23 protein-coding genes are annotated in these 20,088 nt (G+C 54.6%); 10 read left to right on the forward strand and 13 right to left on the reverse strand.

Annotated elements, in window-relative coordinates; genetic code table 11:
* Nucleotides 1-20: 20 nt before the first annotated feature.
* On the forward strand, nt 21-959 hold the full coding sequence (locus G6L28_RS18925) for an ABC transporter substrate-binding protein (RefSeq protein ID WP_174065498.1): 939 nt from the start codon (nt 21-23) through the stop codon (nt 957-959).
* 281 nt (nt 960-1,240) lie between these two features.
* Here G6L28_RS18925 and G6L28_RS18930 read toward each other — a convergent pair whose 3' ends face one another.
* The 6 genes from G6L28_RS18930 to G6L28_RS18955 all read right to left on the reverse strand — a co-directional run bounded on the left by G6L28_RS18930 (nt 1,241) and on the right by G6L28_RS18955 (nt 7,865).
* A complete protein-coding gene (locus G6L28_RS18930) occupies nt 1,241-2,641 on the reverse strand; it encodes an MATE family efflux transporter (RefSeq protein WP_174065500.1) in 1,401 nt (466 codons plus the stop codon).
* A 300-nt stretch (nt 2,642-2,941) separates the two neighbouring features.
* Nucleotides 2,942-3,949, reverse strand: a complete 1,008-nt coding sequence (gene ftsZ / locus G6L28_RS18935) for a cell division protein FtsZ (RefSeq protein ID WP_174065502.1) — start codon at nt 3,947-3,949, stop codon at nt 2,942-2,944.
* A gap of 62 nt (nt 3,950-4,011) precedes the next feature.
* Nucleotides 4,012-5,298, reverse strand: coding sequence for a beta-ketoacyl-ACP synthase II (gene fabF, locus G6L28_RS18940; protein ID WP_174065504.1), 1,287 nt, complete (start codon nt 5,296-5,298; stop codon nt 4,012-4,014).
* A gap of 167 nt (nt 5,299-5,465) precedes the next feature.
* Nucleotides 5,466-6,050 (reverse strand): TetR/AcrR family transcriptional regulator, encoded by a 585-nt coding sequence (locus G6L28_RS18945; RefSeq protein WP_174065506.1) that lies wholly within the window; start codon nt 6,048-6,050, stop codon nt 5,466-5,468.
* A 93-nt stretch (nt 6,051-6,143) separates the two neighbouring features.
* Entirely contained in the window at nt 6,144-6,860 is a 717-nt protein-coding gene (locus G6L28_RS18950) for an alpha/beta fold hydrolase (RefSeq protein ID WP_174065508.1), read from the reverse strand.
* A 27-nt stretch (nt 6,861-6,887) separates the two neighbouring features.
* Nucleotides 6,888-7,865 (reverse strand): LysR family transcriptional regulator, encoded by a 978-nt coding sequence (locus G6L28_RS18955; protein ID WP_337795779.1) that lies wholly within the window; start codon nt 7,863-7,865, stop codon nt 6,888-6,890.
* A 27-nt stretch (nt 7,866-7,892) separates the two neighbouring features.
* Between G6L28_RS18955 and G6L28_RS18960 the strand changes: the two genes are divergently transcribed.
* Together G6L28_RS18960 and G6L28_RS18965 are read left to right on the forward strand one after the other, a co-directional pair.
* Nucleotides 7,893-8,363 carry a DMT family transporter gene (locus G6L28_RS18960; RefSeq protein ID WP_174065512.1) on the forward strand — a complete coding sequence of 157 codons (471 nt, stop codon included), beginning with the start codon at nt 7,893-7,895 and terminating at the stop codon, nt 8,361-8,363.
* Between the two features lie 25 nt (nt 8,364-8,388).
* Nucleotides 8,389-8,946 (forward strand): FMN-dependent NADH-azoreductase, encoded by a 558-nt coding sequence (locus G6L28_RS18965; protein ID WP_174065514.1) that lies wholly within the window; start codon nt 8,389-8,391, stop codon nt 8,944-8,946.
* On the opposite strand, the gene G6L28_RS18970 is transcribed toward G6L28_RS18965, so the two are convergent.
* A complete protein-coding gene (locus G6L28_RS18970; RefSeq protein ID WP_174065516.1) occupies nt 8,878-9,579 on the reverse strand; it encodes a YdcF family protein in 702 nt (233 codons plus the stop codon). The two genes, G6L28_RS18965 and G6L28_RS18970, sit on opposite strands and share 69 nt — an antisense overlap.
* Nucleotides 9,580-9,594: 15 nt before the next feature.
* On the reverse strand, nt 9,595-10,458 hold the full coding sequence (locus tag G6L28_RS18975; protein ID WP_174065518.1) for a LysR family transcriptional regulator: 864 nt from the start codon (nt 10,456-10,458) through the stop codon (nt 9,595-9,597).
* 91 nt (nt 10,459-10,549) lie between these two features.
* On the opposite strand from G6L28_RS18975, the gene G6L28_RS18980 reads away from it, so the two are divergent.
* The 4 genes from G6L28_RS18980 (at nt 10,550) to G6L28_RS18995 (ending at nt 13,413) form a co-directional block, all read left to right on the forward strand.
* Nucleotides 10,550-11,011, forward strand: coding sequence for a RidA family protein (locus tag G6L28_RS18980; RefSeq protein ID WP_174065520.1), 462 nt, complete (start codon nt 10,550-10,552; stop codon nt 11,009-11,011).
* Nucleotides 11,012-11,019: 8 nt separating this feature from the next.
* A complete protein-coding gene (locus tag G6L28_RS18985; protein ID WP_174065522.1) occupies nt 11,020-12,162 on the forward strand; it encodes an aminotransferase class V-fold PLP-dependent enzyme in 1,143 nt (380 codons plus the stop codon).
* A complete protein-coding gene (locus G6L28_RS18990; protein ID WP_174065524.1) occupies nt 12,159-12,947 on the forward strand; it encodes an SDR family oxidoreductase in 789 nt (262 codons plus the stop codon). The genes G6L28_RS18985 and G6L28_RS18990 overlap by 4 nt, the downstream gene beginning before the upstream one ends.
* 109 nt (nt 12,948-13,056) lie before the next feature.
* The gene (locus G6L28_RS18995; RefSeq protein WP_174065526.1) at nt 13,057-13,413 is read left to right on the forward strand and encodes a nuclear transport factor 2 family protein; all 357 of its coding nucleotides are present in this window, start codon (nt 13,057-13,059) and stop codon (nt 13,411-13,413) included.
* 103 nt (nt 13,414-13,516) lie between these two features.
* Here G6L28_RS18995 and G6L28_RS19000 read toward each other — a convergent pair whose 3' ends face one another.
* Together G6L28_RS19000 and G6L28_RS19005 are read right to left on the reverse strand one after the other, a co-directional pair.
* On the reverse strand, nt 13,517-14,197 hold the full coding sequence (locus G6L28_RS19000) for a dimethylsulfonioproprionate lyase family protein (protein WP_174065528.1): 681 nt from the start codon (nt 14,195-14,197) through the stop codon (nt 13,517-13,519).
* Between the two features lie 152 nt (nt 14,198-14,349).
* The gene (locus G6L28_RS19005; protein WP_174065530.1) at nt 14,350-15,105 is read right to left on the reverse strand and encodes a DeoR family transcriptional regulator; all 756 of its coding nucleotides are present in this window, start codon (nt 15,103-15,105) and stop codon (nt 14,350-14,352) included.
* Nucleotides 15,106-15,213: 108 nt separating this feature from the next.
* On the opposite strand from G6L28_RS19005, the gene G6L28_RS19010 reads away from it, so the two are divergent.
* The 3 genes from G6L28_RS19010 to G6L28_RS19020 all read left to right on the forward strand — a co-directional run bounded on the left by G6L28_RS19010 (nt 15,214) and on the right by G6L28_RS19020 (nt 17,124).
* A complete protein-coding gene (locus G6L28_RS19010) occupies nt 15,214-15,822 on the forward strand; it encodes an NUDIX domain-containing protein (RefSeq protein ID WP_174065532.1) in 609 nt (202 codons plus the stop codon).
* Nucleotides 15,822-16,181 (forward strand): DUF4406 domain-containing protein, encoded by a 360-nt coding sequence (locus G6L28_RS19015; protein ID WP_174065534.1) that lies wholly within the window; start codon nt 15,822-15,824, stop codon nt 16,179-16,181. The genes G6L28_RS19010 and G6L28_RS19015 overlap by 1 nt, the downstream gene beginning before the upstream one ends.
* Nucleotides 16,182-16,386: 205 nt before the next feature.
* Nucleotides 16,387-17,124: a sucrase ferredoxin gene (locus tag G6L28_RS19020; RefSeq protein ID WP_234902651.1), complete on the forward strand. Its 738-nt coding sequence runs from the start codon at nt 16,387-16,389 to the stop codon at nt 17,122-17,124.
* Nucleotides 17,125-17,128: 4 nt separating this feature from the next.
* On the opposite strand, the gene G6L28_RS19025 is transcribed toward G6L28_RS19020, so the two are convergent.
* Genes G6L28_RS19025 through G6L28_RS19035 form a run of 3 tightly spaced genes read right to left on the reverse strand, consistent with a single transcriptional unit; the run spans nt 17,129 to nt 20,084 of the window.
* A complete protein-coding gene (locus tag G6L28_RS19025) occupies nt 17,129-18,076 on the reverse strand; it encodes an ABC transporter substrate-binding protein (protein ID WP_174065538.1) in 948 nt (315 codons plus the stop codon).
* Nucleotides 18,076-19,104, reverse strand: coding sequence for a FecCD family ABC transporter permease (locus G6L28_RS19030; protein ID WP_174065540.1), 1,029 nt, complete (start codon nt 19,102-19,104; stop codon nt 18,076-18,078). Before G6L28_RS19030 ends, G6L28_RS19025 begins: the two co-directional genes overlap by 1 nt.
* On the reverse strand, nt 19,101-20,084 hold the full coding sequence (locus G6L28_RS19035; protein ID WP_174065542.1) for a FecCD family ABC transporter permease: 984 nt from the start codon (nt 20,082-20,084) through the stop codon (nt 19,101-19,103). The genes G6L28_RS19030 and G6L28_RS19035 overlap by 4 nt, the downstream gene beginning before the upstream one ends.
* Between the last annotated feature and the right edge of the window lie 4 nt (nt 20,085-20,088).

The raw sequence follows: 20,088 nt of genomic DNA on the forward strand, positions 1-20,088 counted from the left end.
CACACAAAGGAACCCTCATCATGACTTCCAGAACGAAATTGCTGTCGGTCATCGGCGGCGGTCTGCTGACGGCTGCTCTCTCGCTCGCCCAGATGGCTCAGGCACAAGAGGCCGATCTCTCACCGGAGCAAAAAGACCGCCCGCGAGCAGAGAAGGTTGATGCTGCAATCAAGCTGATACCTGCGGACTTCAAGTTCACCCATCCGGGTAAGCTCACTGTCGCATCGGTTCCCGGCAGTCTTCCCTTCGCCGTCTACGCTAGCGATACGAAAACGCCAGTGGGTGCCGAGCCGGATATCGCGCAGCTGGTGGCAGACAGTCTCGGCTTGGAGCTTGAACTCGTGCCTGTAGCCTGGGCGGATTGGCCGCTCGGTCTTGCGTCGGGCAAGTTCGATGCCGTCGTACACAATGTCACCGTAACAGAATTGCGGAAGGAGAAATTTGACTTCTCCACCTATCGAAATGATCTCCTTGGTTTCTACGTTGCCAATGACAGCAAGATTGAGAGCATTTCGAAGCCGGAAGATGTAGCGGGGCTCCGTGTGATTGTCGGAGCCAGTACCAACCAGGAGCAGATATTGCTGCGCTGGAATGAAGCCAACATAGCCAAGGGTTTGAAGCCTACCGAAATTCAATATTATGATGATCCAGTCGTGCAGGACCTTGCGCTCGCTTCCGGTCGCGCAGATGCTTATCTTGGGCCGAACGCGATCTCCGCTTACAAGGCAGCCGTTGATAAAAAGTCGAGGCTGGTCGGGACATTTTCCGGCGGCTGGCCCGAAACAGCGGAGATAGCGGCAACCACACGCAAGGGCTCTGGTCTTGCGGAAGCGATTACGGCAACTCTCAACGAGCAGATTAGAAATGGCAATTATGCCAAGGCTTTGGCCCGCTGGAACCTTTCCGCCGAAGCCATCACCGAATCCCGCACCAACCCGCCGGGCTTGCCGAAAAGCTGAGTTGAAGCTCGTCTCCTCAGCCAGCAGCGCGGGCTCCTCCCGTCCGCACTGCTTCTCCTTACTCAGCGGCAGAACCGCTCATATTCGTTAAAGCAAATATCTTTTCAGCTCTCGCCTCCATCCTCATCGCTTCGGCGAGTGCCAAGCATCGTGTTTTCAGCGGACGATGCATTCGGAAATCAAGCTGCTATGGAGCCATCATGCGCTGAGAAAACAGGGGCTTGCTCGGCGCATGATGGCTGCTCTTGAAGAGCGGGGCGGCGGGGAAGAATACTTTCCAACTATGACAGTCGAGGAGTGGCTTGCGGGCGAGAAGACATTGTATGTCGAAGGACAGCCGCGGCTGTCAGCACGCCGTACGCTAAGGCGGCGACCGAAACAATCAGGAAGAGGGTATGAAGACTTGCTCCGAACCACAATACGGACGCCCAGCCGATGAAAGCAGCAAGGATCATACGCACGGTTCCAGCAAGGACGGGAAGCAGAACGCGTTTGATCCCCTGACTGGCGAAGTAGAGCGCCAAGCCCGCGCCAACCGCGCCATAGGCCGGCGCAACAGTTTGGAGATACAACGATCCTAATTCCTGAACATTCGTGTCCTTGGTAAACAGGCTCATCCACATTGTTGGAAAGAGAGCGGCCACAATTCCGATTGTCTGGGTGATGGCGAACGCGACTGCTGCACCGCTCCACGCGATACGATATGCCCGCTCGACCTTTCCGGCCCCCATATTCGTTCCAACCATCGTGACGATTGCGGTTCCGAGACCGAAGACTATCGGAATCTGCAAATAATCCATACGCGACGCAATGCCGAATCCAGCAATAGCATTGGCTCCGAAATGGCCGACGGCAGCCGTTACGAACGTAACGGTGAGGTTAACCTGAACCGTTCCGACGGCAGAAGGAATGCCAACACCGAGAATATCCTTGAACAGGCGGCGCTCAAGAGGAACGATCCTCAGTTTCAACACTTTATCCGACCCGCGGAGATAGAACGTCAGTACTGCGGCGGCTGCGACATAGTAGATGACAACGGCAATACCTCCGCCCGCCACCCCGAGAGCAGGGAAGGGTCCGTAGCCGAAGATCAGCATTGGCGACAAGGCGAGAAGAAGTGCCGCCCCGACTATAATGACCTTGGCCGGAACACCGACATTACCAGCACCACGAAGTGCTGCCGAGAGCAATGCTGTAATCCAAATCGGTATCGCACCGGCAAACACGATTCCAGAGTAGATCAACGCCGCCTGAAGAGTTTGATCCGTGCCCCCCATAGAGCGATAGAGAGCCGGGCCAAATATGAGGGCGGCAGTTGAAAACACGGCTCCGAAAATTGCAGCAAGCACAATCGAGTGCCAGACGAGTGCATCGGCGTCCGCGTATCGTTTAGCTCCAAGTGCTCGCGCTATCGCCGACGATACCCCACCACCGATGCCTCCGTTGGACATCATCTGCATCAGCATCAACACAGGAAACACCAGCGTCACGCCAGCCAGTGCTTCCGTACCCAAAAAGCTGACGAAATATGTTTCCATGACGCCGACCAGCGTCTGGACGACAAGGACAAGCATGGTCGGAAAGGCTAGTCGCAGCAGAGTGGCGGTTATCGGTCCATCGGTGATGTCGGTCCGGCTTGCGTGGGTGGGGCCTGCGGGCTGCGTGTTAGCTGATCCTGACATAGGATGTCCTTTAAGGCTTGCGCCGTTCGCTTGGCCAGGCAAGTAAAGCACCGGGAACAGCCGTTTGATAGATTGTAATAAACATCTATTTTATATAGAAGTTATTCGCAATCTAAATTATCTTGGCTGGCTAAAATAATGCAGGAACGCGACGATCAGGTCACATCTACAGTCGGTGCAGGCAACTGAGGTTGAAGGATTATCCGCCTTGTCTCGCAACGAGACAAGGCGAATTTCTATCGATCTTTTCAGCATATGAATTGCTTCATATGGTCGGTGTCTCATTCGATAGAGACGGCATCAGGCCATGTGTTGAGAAAGACGGATCACTTCTGCCGGTTTGCGTAGACCGGTTGCGACGACGGACACCTTCAGGCGGCCACTGAGGGCACCATTGAAGGTCGCACCAACCACAATGTTTGCATCGGCGTCGACTTCCTCGCGAACGCGCGTTGCGGCTTCGTCGACATCGAACAGCGTCATATCTTCGCCACCGGAGATCGAAACAAGGAGGCCCTTTGCGCCTTTGACGGACGCTTCGTCAAAAAGTGGGTTGGCAATGGCAGCTTCAGCGGCAAATCTGGCGCGGCTTTCACCTGATGCTTCACCCGTGCCCATGACTGCTCGACCCATATCGCGCATAACTGACCTGACATCGGCAAAGTCGAGGTTGATTAAACCCTCCTTGACGATCAGGTCGATGACCGAGCTGACCCCGGCATAGAGGACGTTATCCGCCATGATGAACGCATCTGCAAACGTCGTTTTCGCATCGGCAAGCCGGAACAGGTTCTGGTTTGGAATGACAATCACCGTATCGGCGGCTTCGCTGAGACGTTCGATACCTTCTCTGGCTGTTCGCATGCGCTGGGTGCCTTCAAAATTGAACGGCATGGTGACAACGCCTACAGTCAGTATGCCAGCTTTGCGGGCCGCATCCGCAATAACGGGCGCAGCACCGGTTCCCGTTCCTCCGCCCATGCCTGCGGTCACAAAACACATGTGAGTTCCATGGAGATGGTCCATGATCTCATCAAGGGTTTCTTCCGCAGCAGCATGGCCAATATCTGCCAGTGAGCCCGCACCAAGACCTTCCGTTACCGTTGGCCCGAGCTGGATGAGCCTTGGCGCTGTCGACATGGACAACGCCTGGGCATCGGTATTCGCAACGACAAATTCAGCGCCCTCGAGATTTTGCGCGATCATGTTATTGACAGCGTTGCCACCGCCACCTCCCACGCCGATGACGGAGATCCGCGGTTTAAGGTGCATAATGGCGTGGGGTGAAGCGAAGGTCGTTTGTTCCATAGCGGGGAGCGTCCTAGTGGAGACTTTGTTTAAAGGTGGCCATGCGAGGGTGGTCGGTTCATTCATGGCGTAAGACTGCCTCTCTCCGACCATCGTTTAAACACCGCACTGGCATTGACACCACCAAAGCCAAAGCCATTGGAGATCGCGTATTCCGTATCAAGCGGACGAGCCATATTCGCAACCAGGTCGATGCCATCGGCTTCCGGATCAGGTGAGTCAAGATTCAAAGTCGGGGGTGCGATTTGGTGTTTGAGCGCCAGGATCGTAAAAATCGCCTCGAGACCACCTGCGGCGCCGAGCAGGTGCCCGGTTGCCGATTTTGTTCCGCTAACGGCGATCGACTTACTCTCCCCGAACAGGCCTTTGATGGCTCTGATTTCACCGAGGTCTCCAACCGGGGTAGAGGTCGCGTGTGCGTTCAGATGTCCGATCTTGTCGGGTGAAATGCCTGCTTGGGCGATGGCGATCTGCATCGCCCGGCGGGCGCCGCTTCCATCTTCCGGGCCAGAGGTAATGTGATGGGCGTCCGCTGTCGTGCCGTATCCGACGAGTTCCGCAATCGGCGTCGCCCCGCGGGCGAGCGCGTGGCTGAGGGTCTCGATGACGAGAATGCCTGCACCTTCACCCATCACAAAGCCGTCGCGGGATGCATCGAACGGGCGTGAGGCTTCAGCTGGATTGTCATTGAAGCCAGTCGAGAGCGATCTTGCTGCTGCAAAGCCACCAAGGCTGACAATATTCATGCAGGCCTCGGCTCCGCCACACACGGCAATGTCGGCTTCGTTCGACCTGATCAGCCGTGCGGCATCGCCGATCGCCTGAATGCCAGCAGCGCATGCAGTGACCGGTGCTCCAAGCGGTCCTTTAAAGCCGTGGCGGATGGAAACCTGTCCTGCTGCAAGATTGACGAGAAAGGAAGGAATGGTGAAAGGCGAGAGACGACGGACGCCACGCCCATCGACCGTGCGAACAGCATCCGTGATTGCAGGAAAGCCCCCAACACCTGACGCGATGATCGTCGCTGTTCTCAGTTTTTCGTCTTCGGTAACTGGTTTCCAGTTCGCTTGAGCCAGAGCCTCTTCTGCCGCTGCCAGCGCAAATATGATGAAACGGTCAACCTTGCGCTGGTCCTTCGGGGCAAGGATATTGTCTGGATCAAAGCCTCCATCCGGGTCCTCATCCAAAGATGGGACGACACCTCCCGCTTTAGATGGCAGATCGCCGACAATGTCGTCACTCAGTCGTCGTATTCCGCTTTTGCCTTCCAGGAGCTGAGACCAAGACGTTTCAACATTTGTACCAAGGGGGCTGACTGCACCCATTCCCGTGACAACGATACGACGCATTTGTATTTCCACCTGTCAGTTATCAGAAAATTGGCATGCCTTCGGCGTCCGACCAAAAACCCAGTCGTGAACTTGGAACATGCGGTTTTCGCTATTTTTCAGATACGGTCGTGACTTCAACTAGAGCTGCGCCCAGCTATCGCTAACCGCGTATGAAAAGCCGTCCGTTAGGCGCTGCCATCGCGGCCAGCTACCCGCCGGACCTCGCTCGCGGCTGCATCAAGGACATCCGACGACAATTGTTCATCATCAATGATTCTGGACAGCGTTACTGCACCGACCATCATCGACAATATTGCCATGGCTTTTTCACTGCGCCCTGTTTCGTCACCCTCGCCGATCATTTCTTCAAGCACCTCGAAATGCGCTTTGACGCCATCCTCAAACGGGCGTCGAACTTCAGAAGTCTGACGCGCTGCATCGGATCCGAGAGCAACAAGCGGGCATCCTTCCGCCTTTTCGTCGCTGTGATTCTGCGACAGGTAAAACCCTATAACCGCTTCCAAAGGATCTGACTCAGTGGCGGCCGCGGACCACCGGCGGGTCGCGCTTTCAAGCGCGCGCCGCGAAGCCAGTGCAGCAAGATCCTCCTTGGACGCAAACTGCTTGTAGAATCCTCCCTGGGTCAGGCCTGCACCACTCATCAGGTCTTTCAGCCCGATGCCATCGAAACCGTGCTCTCGAAACAGCCGGCTGGCGACGGTGATCACCCGCTCCCTGTTTTCTCCTGCCTGTACGCGGCTCACTCGCATGTGGACCTCCTTATAGATTTCATGTGAAATCTATATGTCTTTTAGAGTTAGAGTGCAATCTAATAGTTTCAAGCGTGGCTTCGTCAGGCCATATCAATGGCTTCGAGCACCGCCGTTGCATGCGATGAATGCCCGAATTGACGAAGCACAATCCTCAATGGCAGTCTGGAAGAGAAAGTGTGGTGCGTCTATTACTTTAACCTCTAGCCTCTGCGCAATCGCCCTTAAATTTGTTGCCATGGTTTTCGGTATCAGCCGATCTCGGGATGCTTGCAGATAGAGGACCGGCTGTTCGATTGCGGCACCATTTCCGAGAAGGTCTACGTCCAGAGCTTCACCCGCCCGTGCCGCAAGAACCCGCGGAGCAACCGAGGCAAGCGCCTTCCGCAATTTCTCGCGTCGTTGCGGGGTAGAATCTTCACCAAGCAGGATGCTCGAAAGCAGGTGGCGCGGAACTATATCTGGCGAGATTGCCGCGGATAATAACTTGAGGATTGGTTTGAAAGGAAGATCGAGTCGCCCGAACGACGCTGCCAAGACGACCGCCTTCACCTTTTTTGGCTCTATTTGTGCAAGACGCAGTGCTACCGGCCCGGAGAATGATTCACCTACGACAAAAACGTCACCGACCGGAAGCTGGTCCCGTGCGAGTTGCGCCAGAGCATCATAATTCAGGAAGACATTGCCGGGATACGATATGATCTGAACATCGATGGTCGCGCTGAGTTCATCGGCAATATCTTGCAGCATTATGCCAGTGCCATCCAGGCCGGGCAGCAAGATCAGCGTCCCATCAATCTTCCCTACCATGAGAGCCGTGCTCCTGTGACGCGGTAATTAGCTTTGGTTTGCCTGTTCACGACCGGCTGCTTTCGAGATGATGGTTCTGAGCCAGTGGTGCGCGGGGTCTTGTGTTCTTCTGCTGTGCCATATTTGTGTGAACGGGAAAGACGCTATTTCGAACGGTGGGTCGAACATGCGGACGTTTTGTCCCAACTCACACGCGTCCAATGCCCGTCGAGCAACGGTCAGGACCAGATCCGTATCAACGACCAGACGCGCAGCCAAGCCCCAGTGCGGAAGGGTCGTCGCCACACGTCTCGCGCGCCCGATCTTGGAAAGCTCGATATCGATCTCGCTTGGCGTTCCTTCCTCCATGGTCACCAGAATATGAGGGTGATCCAGATATTGATCCAGACTGAGAGACGTCTTCTGTCGAAGTGTGTCCACGGAAGCAAGACACGAAAATCGCTCTTCGAACAGCAGCATCTTCTCCATCTCTGGCGTACAGTCTGGAAAAACGCCAAGAGCGAGATCGACTTCCCCTTCCAGCACCTGCCGCATCATCGCCTGACGACCTGAGTGAGTGACGACAATGTCGATGCCAGGCGCCTCTGTCCTGATAAGACGGGTCATCGCAGGGAGAATGACGGAAGAGCCATAATCCGACATTGCTATATGGAACTGCCGAAACTCGCTCGCGGCATCAAACTGCGCTGGGCCAATAACCGTTCTGACTTGCTGCAACGTCGTTTTCAGGATCGGTGAAAGATATCTGGCCTTCGATGTCAAAACGAGAGAACCGTTTTTTCTGGCCAGAAGCGGGTCATCAAACAGAATTCGCAGTCTCGCGAGCGCGTGGCTGACCGCTGGCTGACTCATGCCGAGCCGCAAAGAGGCTCTGGACACATGTTGTTCGGTCAAAAGTGCGTCCAATACCACGAGTAGATTGAGATCGACGTTTCGAAGATTATTCGCTTGATTCATGATCGGGATGATATTTCGGAATTTCCATTCCGTAAATGGATAGTTCATTGATTGGCCCAAGGAGGCCGATCAGCCATGAACAATTTCTATTTTCTCACAGCAGCGATCATCACGGGTGCAGCCGTGCCTTTTCAAGCGGGGGCAAACGCTGCGCTTGGCCGTTCACTGTCCCATCCCCTGTGGGGCACTGCCATTTCGCTTTGTGTCAGTCTTTTATGCATCATTCCCGTCATGCTCGCAGCACGGGTACCCCTTCCGACACTTGTCCCCGCCCTTCAGGCTCCCAACTGGATCTGGATTGGTGGTGTGGTTGGGGTCATCTACGTCACTGGCGCGCTCATGATCGCACCGAAGCTCGGCGCGGCGACATTCATCATTGCGGTAATTGTCGGCCAAATGATCGCGTCAGCCACAATCGACGCGTTTGGATTGATGGGCTTTCCCAAGCAGGCTCTCAGCGCATCGCGTCTGATTGGTCTCGTCGTCGTTGTGGTCGGCATCTGCATCATGCAAATCCCCGCAGTTTTTGGAAATCAGAAAATTTAGCAATCAGCAAACTGAGGCATAACGCATGAACATCTTACATATCGACAGCAGCATTTCTGGTGTCACATCAGTCAGCAGAACGCTATCAAAAGAAACTGTTGCTCGTCTGGTCAGCATCCACCCTTACGCCAAGGTTAGTCACCGGGATCTCGTTCTCGACCCTCCGTCTCACTTTGTCGGTGCCGATGATGCGATTTCAGGCCAAACGCTTCTACAGGAGTTTCTCGATGCCGATGTCGTTGTCATCGGCGTAGCCTTTTACAATCTTAGCATTCCGAGCCAGCTTAAGGCATGGATCGATAGGATCATCGTGTCTGGCAAGACCTTCCGGTATGGCGAGGCTGGTGCCGAAGGGCTGGTCGGCGACAAGCGAGTTGTAATCGCTCTCGCACGCGGTGGGAAGTACCGGTCAGAGGGCAGCTTGGCCGCTTCGGAGCATGCTGAAACCTATCTTAAGTCCATTTTCCAGTTCATCGGTGTTATCGATATTGACGTCATCGTCGCGGAAGGCATTTCAATGGGCGAGGGCGAACGCGAGGCCGCAACGCAATCTGCGCTCAATCAAATCGCCAATCTCTCCTGACGCGTTTCTCGCAAAACTGTGCAAGGCTTGTCGGTGAAGACATGCTTGGTTGTCACGGGGCTGATTGGTCGAATCCATTCGTAATCCGTAGGCAATGAGAGCGGGTATCTCTCGAAGGGTAGAATAAAAGTCGCGTAACTCGAAATAAGGTGCGTAAGCTGAGCCGACTTTCTCGAAGCCGGCTTGGCGAAAGGCCATTTTCGACCGGGTGAGATGGAAGAACTGGGAAACGACGATTGCAGTATCCATGTCCTTCTCACGCAGAATCCGGGTGACATTGTCTGCCGTTGCACGCGTGGTTGCACCGAACTCGTCCAAAAGGATTTGGTTCGCCGGTATGCCTTCTTTGACCAGATAGTCACGCATCACCAACGCTTCACTGAAGCCTTCTTTACCCGTTCCTCCACTGACAACGATGAATGATATTTGGCCATTCTCAAAAAGTGCTCTTGAGCGATCCAGCCGCGCTCTCAGTCTCGGAGATGGAGTTCCATCCGTTTCGACCTTTGAACCGAGCACCACCCCCGCATCCGCGTTCGCTGTACGCTCAATAAGGCCATCGACCGCGATGAGCGTTGAGACCATCACCATAAGAAAAACTGCGGAGACTAGAACCGTGAGTATTGATTTCATTCGATCTCCTGAACGTCAAAAGGAACGAACCGCTTCAAATTCATTTTTCAGAAATCTTGCGAATTCTTCTGCCAACAATGTTGGTGTCGCCCCAAGGAAGACACCAAAGTCCGCACGCGGAGCCTCTGGTAGACCAAAACGGTGGCCGACGGTTTGGCAGTCGGAGGTGAGTGTTTCGGGAAATAGAATGCCCATCCCCAAACCTGCGCGTAGCGCTGCGATCATGGCGGGTAGCGTCTTGACCCGACATCCCACGCACCACGAGATATTATGTTCCGCAAGCGACGAAATCATCCGGTCCTGCCAGGAACAAGTCGTATCAAAAAGTACGAGAGGCAAAGGCTTCGCCTCATCGACTTCCATCAATCTGCTCGCGCTCCACACAAGCTGGTGAGAAATGTGACTGCGTGGCGGAGTAGCAAAGCTGGAGGGGTCCGCGATGACCAAGTCGCAGCGACCGTCATTCAAATGCCGTGCGAGGTCGCTCGAATATGACGAAATAAGTTCCAATTCCGCAAGCGGATGATTTTGCCGAAACTGCGCGAGGATGAGTGGCAGGCGGGTAACAGCGAGATCTTCGAAGATGCCTAATCGTAGTCGTCCAGACAGACGTTTATCGGTCAGCCCCCGCTGCATGTCCTCGGTAAGCGCCAGAATCCTGCGAGCATAGCCGAGAAAATCTTCTCCGTCGCTGGTGAGGGCGACACCGCGGGGAGAGCGCTCGAAAAGCTTTACGCCTAAATCCCGCTCGATCTTTTGTAGCTGCATGCTGATCGCGGCCTGCGTTCTGGCAAGGCTATCGGTCGCTTTACTGACTGCGCCGACTTCGGCGACGGCCACGAAAACTCTGAGCGCGCGGATATCAAATGTCACATCCATAAGAAAAACTTATATTGAAATAAGTATTATAAGGATATCTTTGCGATGTGGTGTTTGGCAAGAGGGGGACGATTGTTCAGGAGATTAGTTTATGGATTACAGAGCTCGCCTTGAGGCTTGTGGTGTCAGCTGGCCAGAGTTGTCACGGCCCAACCTGCCATTTGTCCCCGCGCACATTGTCGGTGACTTCCTTTACGTATCGGGGCAAATTCCCGAGGTGGGAAGCGAGATTGCTGCAATCGGAAAGATTGGCGCTGAAGTCGATGCGGAAGCCGGATTGCAGAGCGCCCGTATCTGCGCGGCAAACGTCATTTACTGGGCGCACCACGCTCTGGGTGGCGACTTGGACCGTGTGGTCAAGGTCGCAAAACTGACGATTTTTGTGAACGCCCTCCCTGGGTTTGCGGGATTTTCGCAAGTCGGCAATGGCGCATCCGAAGTTATGAACGCGGTATTCGGTGATCGTGGTGAGCATGCCCGTTCAGCCGTTGGCATGGCTGGGCTGCCGGCAAACGTACCTGTCGAGGTCGAAGCCGTTTTTCAAGTCAGGTAGTTTTTAAAATGCCGGTCATTCACTTCAACCACAGTGGCGCTGGTTTACCAGATCCGGAAACCACGCAGGCGATCATTGCACAGCTGCTGGCTGAGCAGGATTTAGGACCTATGGAGGCAGCCTCGCTCGTAAGCCTTGAGCGAGAGGCAACGTATGACTTGGCAGCGCAACTGCTCAACTGTGGCCGCGAACATATCGCCTTCGGAACGGGTCACGGACAGCTATATAACGATATCGTGTCTGCAATTCCGATGCATGCCGGTGATCGGATACTTGTCAGCCGCCAGGAATGGTACGGCAACATTGACGCGTTTCAGCGCATGGCAAATCTGACGGGAGCAAAACTTTCCGTCATGGCGTCGGATGAAACGACAGCGGTCGATGTGGATGCGCTCAGGGCATCTTTGTCCCCAAATGTCAGGGTGGTGGCGCTTACCTGGGTCGGTGCGAGCGGAGCGCTTGTCAATCCAGCTGCTGAAATCGGGCGGGCGATCAGGGACAGCGGATCGAGAGCCTTTTTCATTATCGATGCCAGTCAGGCACTAGGCCAGATTCCCGTCGATGTTCAGGAATTGTGCTGCGACGCTCTCGTCGCCTGCGGACGAAAATTTCTACGAGGCCCTCGCGGGACAGCGCTGGCTTTCGTGTCTGAACGATTGTTGCGAGAGATATCTGCCGGGCAAAGCGGGGATGCCGCTAGGCCGGGATGGAATGTTCGCCAGTTCGAGCCCGGTGAACAATCTGTCGCTTTACGGCTGGGTTTGAAAAGCGCTTTGCAGAAAACGCTTGAGAGTAACGTTCTTGAGGTTCAGGCAATAATTCAAGCTAAAGCGCGTCTTTTACGCGAGTCGTTAAACGACGTGCCGGGATTGAATATGCTCGATCTTGGCGCGCAGAAAGCGGCATGTGTTACCTTCACCATTGAGGGCGTGGCCTGCACGGAAGTTAAGGATCGGCTGGGTTCGCAGGGCATCTCAATCGGGATGCATGGGAAAGACTATACGCCCTACGATCTCGGAATTCGCGGCATTGCTGAGATACTTCGAGCGTCTGTCCATCTCTCCACGACGGACAGCGAGCACGCGACATTTATGCATGCAATACGGGATATTGCTGCGAATAGAAAAACAGGTATCAGGGCGCCGAAATGAGTATTTCGAATACGAGAAAAACTGCTCTTCTTTTGGGCGGCGGAAAAGGCCTCGGCTTCGGCGTTGCTGAAGCTTTGGTAAAGCAAGACATTAACGTAATTCTCGTCGGTAGAGATGAGAAAACATTAATGTCAGCCAAGAGCGCTTTGTCAAAATACCCGGTTGACGTCAGTGTCCTTGTTTGTGATCTCTCTGAGGGAGCAAGCGTTGCGGCCATGATCAAAGCTGTCGACGATTTGGTCGACGGCGTGGACATTGTCCTCCTGAACGGTGGTGGGCCTCCCCCTCTGCGTGCTTCGGATTTTGATGCGAACATCTGGCGAACTCAGTTCATGTCGTTGTTTTTGGCGCAAACAAAGATTGCCACCCATTTCCTGGGTGGAATGCGCCTGCGCGGGTTTGGGAGAATCCTCGCCGTTTCGTCGACGAGTATTCGAGAGCCGATACCGGGGCTTGCTGCATCAAATGCGCTAAGATCGGCGCTCGCCGGCTGGGCTAAGACGCTTGCAACAGAAGTTGCTTCGGACGGGGTGACTGTAAACCTCATCCTGCCCGGGCGCTTCGCAACTGAACGCACTGAACGTCTGGACCAGTTGGACGCCGAGGAGCAGGGAACGGATCCAGCCGAAATCGCGGCGCGCAGCCAGCGTGAAATACCGATTGGTCGGTACGGTACTCCACAAGAATTCGGTGAGGTCGTGGCATTTCTCGCCAGTGATCAGGCGCGCTACATCACGGGCGTGGCATTGCCCGTAGATGGCGGGCTAAGCCGGTCTATGCTGTGAATCTTTGTAAAACCGGATCGCATAGTGAGGCTCGGACTGGGACAGCAGAAGCTTCCTGGCACCTGAGCGCAGCGATGGAACGAGCCTAAGTAAATTAGAGGACATCAATATGGATGACGTGGTCCTGCCAGTTCAAAAGCAGCTCGAGGCTTACAATGCACGCGACATCGATGCGTTCATGCCTTGGTGGGCAGAAGATTGCGAGTATTACGCATTTCCGGATACGTTGCTCGCGGCGAACGCGGCGGAAATCAGGGCGCGTCATGTAGAGCGTTTCAAAGAGCCCGACTTACAGGGTAAGTTGCTGAAACGTATCGTTGTAGACGATGTCGTGATCGACTACGAGACGGTTACGAGGACGTTCCCTCAAGGCATTGGCGAGATCGATGTCATCTGCATTTATGTCATCGCCGAAAGTAAGATCGCCAAGGCATGGTTTAAGATCAGCGAGCCTAGAATGAAATAGCCTGTGTTGATCTCCAGTGAGAACTGAGGATGGGTTTATCTGGAGTGCTGGATCGTAGCGATCGATCATTTCATGCAGATCTCAACAGACGTGATCAGGTCGTTTATATCACGACCGGATACTTCTTGGGCTCCGTGTCATCGGCCATGTTGTCACGATACCAACTTGGTTTCTTGAGATTTCCGCGCCATCCATACACTGCCAATAGGGCTTTCGATGATGTACGTATGGCGTGGCTCACCTCGCTTCCATGCAAAACGAGATCTCCTTTGCGCTTTGTCATGAATTTTGCAGACGCGCCATTTTGAAATTCAGCTTCGCCTTCTACGACAAGATAAAACTCCTCCGCCGCATGGGCATGCGCCGGATAGAAGGTTTCTGGCCCTAAAATAAACAAGCCGATTATTAACCGTTCACTCATGAAGCGACCGGAAGGACCAAGACACTCGCCCGTGGCGAACCGCCCTAAAAAGTCGTGAGACCAAGGCGTTTGTCGATAGAACTCAGTCCAACGAGCCAAACCAAATGTATTGCGCACTGCCTTGAGAAGGGGCGAGCTATCCCCTTCGCCATCAAGGAGCATTGGCCCGTATCGCAGGCCGCGGACATCAAGCGATGTGTTGGACGTTGGCTCATCCAGCATTCCGGCCTCTGATAAAATTTCATCTGCAAAAGCGGATGTCAGAACACGTTCATCTGAACAGAGGAGGCTCGAAACCGCCTTTGTTTTCAAAGCCGAAGCCGTTTCTAGCAGCAGAAGACGGATTGCTGATCGATCGCTCATTTGAAGCTCCTTAAAATCATGGAGCGAAAATAACGTCCGACGGCCCAGGTGCCAGTTCAAATGGCTGATCCAAATGATGAGCTTCTCTAAACTTCGATGAGCTACAACGATAGTCAGCTATGGGGCTGGGCTAGTTAGGCCCCATCAACCGCTCACGCTCGAATGAAACTGACATCGTTTGACTTGAAGCCGTCAAACACCTCATCTGGCACATCAGTCTCCATAATCACGGATGACACCCCGGATAGCGGAACGATACGATAGGCCGAGGCCGCACCCAGTTTCTCTCGCGTTACCATGGTGAAGACTTCGCTGGATTGACGGCATATCAATCGCTTCAGCGCGGCCTCTTCCAGATCGCCTGTCGTTGCGCCAGCTTCTGGATGAAGGCCGGTTACGCCCATGAAATAAGCATCGATGCGCATGTTGGCGATTGCATCCGCCGTGCCGGTACCCATGGCAACGACGGAGTGCTTGAACAATCGACCCCCAATCAATTCGACCTGGACACATGGATGGTTTGCCAGTTCGACGGCGATGCTTGGGCTATGCGTTATAACCGTCACCTCAAGATCGCGGGGGAGTTGGCGTGCCAGCTGGACGTTGGTCGTGCCGCCATCGAGAAAAATGATTTGTCCGTTAGAGATCAACTTGGCACCGGCCTTCGCCAGTTGAATTTTCGTGGAGATGCCGACCTTTTCGCGAGCGGCAAAATCCGCCGTTGCCGAGGACGCTGGAAGCGCCCCGCCGTGCACGCGCTGCAACAGTCCTTCGCTGGCGAGTTCGCGCAGATCACGGCGTATCGTGTCTTCTGACACCCCGATTTCCTGACTGAAATCCTTGGCGACCACCCGTCCTGTGGTGCGAAGAACATGTTGGATAAGCGCCCTGCGTTCAGTAGTGAGCACGTAAAACCTCTTTTGCACGAAATTACTTGACTCTGCACGATAATGCGTAAATTTACCGCTGCATAGTCTTTCTCGTGTTTATTACAGCCAAACAGTCCGGAGCCCCAATTGAGTATCGCCCACCGCGTCCGCGTCGAAAATGTCACCCTGCTTTCTGATGATTGGTACACTCTGAAGAAGACGAGTTTTTCTTTCCAGCGGTCTGACGGCACCTGGCAGCAACAGTCGCGCGAGACCTATGACCGGGGGAACGGGGCGGTCATCCTTCTTTACGCGCTCGCAACGCGCAAAGTGGTTTTGGAAAAGCAGTTTCGCTTCCCCGCTTTTGTGAACGGTCATGACGACCTGTTGATCGAAGCTCCTGCAGGACTGCTGGACGATGCCGATCCTGAAGCTCGCATTCGTGCAGAGGTGGAAGAGGAAACCGGTTACCGCGTCCGTGACGTCCGTCAGATCTTCGACGCGTTCATGAGCCCGGGTTCCGTCACCGAGAGATTATTCTTCTTCGTCGGCGAATATGAAGACCGTGACCGTGTGTCGGAAGGGGGCGGAAACGCGGATGAAGGCGAGGATATCTCGACCTTTGAAGTCGGCATCGATGAAGCGATGACGATGATTGCCACCGGCGAAATTCGGGACGGAAAGACGATTATGCTGCTGCAATATGCAGCCTTGAACATCTTTGGCGCCAATGCAGGAAACGGAGACGCACGTTAATGTTGATTTTGATTGCAGGACCGTATCGATCCGGAACGGGTGACGATCCCGAAAAAATGGCACGTAATCTCAAGACGCTTGAACAGGCCTCTTGGCCGCTATTCAAGGCAGGACATGTTCCCATGATCGGCGAATGGGTAGCGCTTCCGGTATGGCACTCTGCTGGCGGTACCAAGCTCGGCGATGAACTCTATGACCAGATTTTCTACCCAGCGGCAGACCGCCTGTTGCAGTTGTGCGAGGCGGTTCTGAGATTGCCCGGTGAATCGAAAGGTGCAGACAACGACGTCAGGCTGGCAGAGCAACGCGGAATTCCAGTCTATTATCGCCTGGAAGATGTGCCGGGTGTAGACATCTGAAGAGTAGGTCACTGATGCAAAATCGACCTCGGCAGACCGGAGAGTTTCTGCTACACGATTTTCAATGAAACTTCATCAATTCTGTCGAGATTTGTGCGTTGATCGGGGCGAGCCGCTTCCAGGTACCGGAGCCGCTGCCAAACGCTATGCTCTTTTACACTGGCCCCGCCGCTACTGGCGGGTCCCGAGAACGAACTCATTGGAAATGCCAGAGGTGTTGTCCAAGGCAATTGTTGAAGCCAATGAGGCAGCGATCCATGTCGCGCTGGTGGATGGCGATGACATTGCCTTTTCCTTTGACGGGAAAACAAGACACGTCGCCGCGCCAGAGCGGGCGGCAGAGTATCTCTCCGCTATTGCCAGGGGCGAAAGCTTTGATGGGGACGCTGATGATCGCATAACCATCCTGTGTTGCACGGATAGCAAGCAGGATCCGTGCTGCGCACGATATGGCTTTGCGACCTGGAAGACGTTACGGGAACAGGCCGATCCGTCTCGGTTTCGCGTTCTGCAATCGACGCATCTCGGGGGGTGTCGTTTTGCTGCCACGCTTCTCGTCCTACCCAATCGGCAGCGTTACGGTCGCCTTGAGCCACAGCAGGTTTCTGACTTTTTGCAGTGTCTTTCCAAAGGCCGTCCCTATTTGCCAGCCTATCGCGGCAATCCATTGCTGGCCCCCGTTGCCCAAGTCGCAGAACAGGCAGCGATGGATTTTGCTGCAGATTTGGGCCTGGTTTCCCAAGTTTCATTGCAGGAAAGTCCAGTTTCAAAGCGTGACACTGGTGAAGCGGAATTTTTGGCTAGAACAGCATCGCTGGAATTGTGTGTCCGCTTGAGACAGACCAGCTTCGACGTCAACACGCGCTGTAACACGATCGCGGAAGGCTCCGGCACCGAAACGATCCGATGGCAGGTTGTCGCCGTTGATCGCGTATCGGATTGAGCGCCTATCTGGACGCTGCTGTCCCGTTCTCACCGGCTTGGATCCGGATTTTTCGTTCGCCGATATGGGAAAAAAGCAACGTCGCTGACCCGATGAGACCATTCATCGTTTCACCGTAGCGGCTGCGGTTGAAATAGAGAAATTGTCGATTGCGGACAGCAAACAGATTTTGCCACTGGGCGGTAGAGCGGAATGCGTTTGTCTCGGCCTCTTCGCCGAGCATTTCTTCGTAAGTGTCTATGATGACATCGCTGTCGAAATCAGCCAGTCGCTCCAGGCTGTAGGGAATATCGCGAGAGCTGGTCTCATAGGCTGGAACATGTCCCAATCCGAAATCGGCAATGACCTGCTCCATTCCCCCACGCCCGATAATTCGGAAACCGTCCCGGTAGATTTCCATCGGCGTTACTGTGATGGCCTTCGGATTTGCGACGCGCTTGGCAAAGTCGTCGACGATAGCCTGATATTCCCGACGCTGCTCCTGAAAGCGCTCACTTTTCCCGACGGCATCGGCCAGTTGCTCTGCATAACCAAGAATGCCTTTTTCCCGCAATGGCAGAAAAATCACAGGCGCAATCGATGAAAGCTTTTCACGCAGTGCCCGATGGTAGGACAGGCCCACGATGAGATCCGGCTTTAAAGCAGCAATCGTCTCGATGTCGGGTGCCTGATGCGTGCCGACATAGCGGATGCCGGAGGTATCATAACGTTGAGATGCACCGCGAAAAACCGTTTCTTCGAACAGTCTTTTGCGACCAGAGGAACCGCACGGCCTTATGCCAAGCTCCAGCAACTGTGTGGTTAGACTGAAATCATGCAGCGAAACGACGCAGCGGGGCGCGACCGGAATCTCCGCCGAACCGAATTGATTGGTGAAAGTCTTCGTGTCGCTTGCTTCACCGGGGGTAGCAAGAAGGCAAAAAAGAAGGGCGAACGTAACCGATACTCTCATCAGGACTGTCCTCTGCGTGATAGCAGGAATAAAAGGTAGGGTGCGCCGATGACGGCCACGACGAGGCCCGCCGGAATTTGAAGAGGCGCAAAAGCTGTGCGACCAATCGTGTCACTGATGAGAACGATCGATGCGCCGAGAATCGCGGTCAACGGCAACAAAAAGCGATGGCGGTCACCGACGAGAAGACGCGCCGCGTGGGGCGCTAGAAGTCCGATAAAACTCATGGTTCCGACGTTCGCAACTGCGGATGCCGTCAACATCACGCTGAAGAGCAACACGGCAATCTGAAACCTGCCGATATTCAGTCCCCTGGTACTTGCGACCGGACCTCCCAGCTGGAACAGGTCGAAATGCCGGTGAAGCAACAAAATGGGTACCCCGGAAAGTATCAGCCACAACGACTGGCTCCGTACGTTTTCCCATCCTGCACTATGAAGGCTACCTGCAAGCCACAAAAGTGCGGATTCGACCTGATCGATACGTCCGTAAGTAATCAAAGTGTCTGCGACTGCGCTCAATATCGCCGTAACGCCGACGCCTACGAGAATGAGGCGCAGCGGAGAAATACCTCTGTTCCATGAGAGGGCAGCGATCAGAAACGCGACCAAAACCCCTCCTAAGAAGGCCGCCAGCGGGTAAAGCTCGATTGGAAGTGCTGAGCGCCACACGATCATTGCCATAAGCACGGCCGTACCGGCTCCCGCTTCCACCCCGACGAGACCAGGTGCCGCAAGGGAATTGCGGGTCAGAACTTGAAGAACAACGCCGGAAAGCGCCATGGCGCTTCCCGATAACAGCGCCAGTATGATCCTTGGCAGGCGAATATCCAGGAGTATGCCGCGGATTGCGTTATCCCCTTGGCCTGACCAGATCGTAGAGATGACATCGCGCAATGCCATCGGATAGCTGCCAAGCGTCGCAGAAAGAATGGCAAAAAGCAGCGTGAATATCAGGAAAAACAGAACGATAGACCACGCACGCTTGTCTTTGAGGTTTCCGCCAGCAGTTACAAACGAGGCGATCATCTAACCCTCCGCAACACGAGGGCGATGAATACCGGAGCACCGAGCAGGGCGGTCACGATCCCGGTGTTGATTTCGAGAGGTCGTACCGCAACACGTGCCACAGTGTCGCCAATCACCACCATCGATGCTCCAACCAAGGGGGCGGCGATGATCAGATATCGGTAGTCGCTGCCAAAGATCAGCCGTCCGATATGAGGCGCTACAAGACCCACAAAGCCGATGGGACCGGCAATGGCAACGGTCGATGCCGAGAGAAGTACGGTCGCCAGAAGGATGGACAGGCGAAAGCGCCCTACATGCAACCCCATAAGAGAAGCGGTATGCGACCCTAGTCGATAAAGATTGAGGCCGGGAACATTCAGGACAGCAATCACACCGGCGACGATCAGAAGTGGTAGCGTCTGCCATCTCGTCTCACTGGATTCGAACGCCAGAGAGCCGATGAGCCAACGTCTGAGCGTTTCCAGTCCTTGCTGGTCGAGAAGCAGAATGGCGGTCGTCAAGGCGCTGAAAAGAGCACTGATGACCACGCCTGAAAGGACAAGACGTGCCTGATTTTGCGTCGTGCCCGCATTGAGCAGAACGAAAAATGCAGCAACGACCGCACCCGTAAATGCAAGTATCGGGATCATTGCCAAGGTATTATTCGGCAGCACCAGCAGACCGCAGACGACAAAAAATGCGGCGCCGCTGTTGATGCCAAGCAAGCCGGGATCTGCGAGAGGGTTTTCGGTCAATCCTTGCATGAGTGCGCCTGCCAGGCCGAGTGCTGCGCCAACGATGAGGGCGCTGAAAAGGCGCGGCATGCGCATGTCAAGTACGATGTTGTGAAGTGGATTGGTTTCATCGGGGAAGATTACTGCGTGCCAGACGACGCTCCATTCGAGCGGACGCGCGCCCAAAGCAAGATGCATGATGGCAGCAACGACCAATAGGAGTAGGAGTATCACGAACTGGGAGAAACGCGCAGCAGAGGGCATTTTA

Origin of the sequence: Agrobacterium larrymoorei, from assembly GCF_013322225.1 — a bacterium.
Taxonomy (GTDB): domain Bacteria; phylum Pseudomonadota; class Alphaproteobacteria; order Rhizobiales; family Rhizobiaceae; genus Agrobacterium; species Agrobacterium larrymoorei_A.

Bases quoted from the DNA above. Each gene is read 5' to 3' on its own strand.
- G6L28_RS18925 (WP_174065498.1), top strand. From the start codon at position 21: ATGACTTCCAGAACGAAATTGCTGTCGGTCATCGGCGGCGGTCTGCTG.
- G6L28_RS18930 (WP_174065500.1), bottom strand. From the start codon at position 2,641: ATGTCAGGATCAGCTAACACGCAGCCCGCAGGCCCCACCCACGCAAGC.
- ftsZ (WP_174065502.1), bottom strand. From the start codon at position 3,949: ATGGAACAAACGACCTTCGCTTCACCCCACGCCATTATGCACCTTAAA.
- fabF (WP_174065504.1), bottom strand. From the start codon at position 5,298: ATGCGTCGTATCGTTGTCACGGGAATGGGTGCAGTCAGCCCCCTTGGT.
- G6L28_RS18945 (WP_174065506.1), bottom strand. From the start codon at position 6,050: ATGCGAGTGAGCCGCGTACAGGCAGGAGAAAACAGGGAGCGGGTGATC.
- G6L28_RS18950 (WP_174065508.1), bottom strand. From the start codon at position 6,860: ATGGTAGGGAAGATTGATGGGACGCTGATCTTGCTGCCCGGCCTGGAT.
- G6L28_RS18955 (WP_337795779.1), bottom strand. From the start codon at position 7,865: ATGAACTATCCATTTACGGAATGGAAATTCCGAAATATCATCCCGATC.
- G6L28_RS18960 (WP_174065512.1), top strand. From the start codon at position 7,893: ATGAACAATTTCTATTTTCTCACAGCAGCGATCATCACGGGTGCAGCC.
- G6L28_RS18965 (WP_174065514.1), top strand. From the start codon at position 8,389: ATGAACATCTTACATATCGACAGCAGCATTTCTGGTGTCACATCAGTC.
- G6L28_RS18970 (WP_174065516.1), bottom strand. From the start codon at position 9,579: ATGAAATCAATACTCACGGTTCTAGTCTCCGCAGTTTTTCTTATGGTG.
- G6L28_RS18975 (WP_174065518.1), bottom strand. From the start codon at position 10,458: ATGGATGTGACATTTGATATCCGCGCGCTCAGAGTTTTCGTGGCCGTC.
- G6L28_RS18980 (WP_174065520.1), top strand. From the start codon at position 10,550: ATGGATTACAGAGCTCGCCTTGAGGCTTGTGGTGTCAGCTGGCCAGAG.
- G6L28_RS18985 (WP_174065522.1), top strand. From the start codon at position 11,020: ATGCCGGTCATTCACTTCAACCACAGTGGCGCTGGTTTACCAGATCCG.
- G6L28_RS18990 (WP_174065524.1), top strand. From the start codon at position 12,159: ATGAGTATTTCGAATACGAGAAAAACTGCTCTTCTTTTGGGCGGCGGA.
- G6L28_RS18995 (WP_174065526.1), top strand. From the start codon at position 13,057: ATGGATGACGTGGTCCTGCCAGTTCAAAAGCAGCTCGAGGCTTACAAT.
- G6L28_RS19000 (WP_174065528.1), bottom strand. From the start codon at position 14,197: ATGAGCGATCGATCAGCAATCCGTCTTCTGCTGCTAGAAACGGCTTCG.
- G6L28_RS19015 (WP_174065534.1), top strand. From the start codon at position 15,822: ATGTTGATTTTGATTGCAGGACCGTATCGATCCGGAACGGGTGACGAT.
- G6L28_RS19020 (WP_234902651.1), top strand. From the start codon at position 16,387: ATGCCAGAGGTGTTGTCCAAGGCAATTGTTGAAGCCAATGAGGCAGCG.
- G6L28_RS19025 (WP_174065538.1), bottom strand. From the start codon at position 18,076: ATGAGAGTATCGGTTACGTTCGCCCTTCTTTTTTGCCTTCTTGCTACC.
- G6L28_RS19030 (WP_174065540.1), bottom strand. From the start codon at position 19,104: ATGATCGCCTCGTTTGTAACTGCTGGCGGAAACCTCAAAGACAAGCGT.
- G6L28_RS19035 (WP_174065542.1), bottom strand. From the start codon at position 20,084: ATGCCCTCTGCTGCGCGTTTCTCCCAGTTCGTGATACTCCTACTCCTA.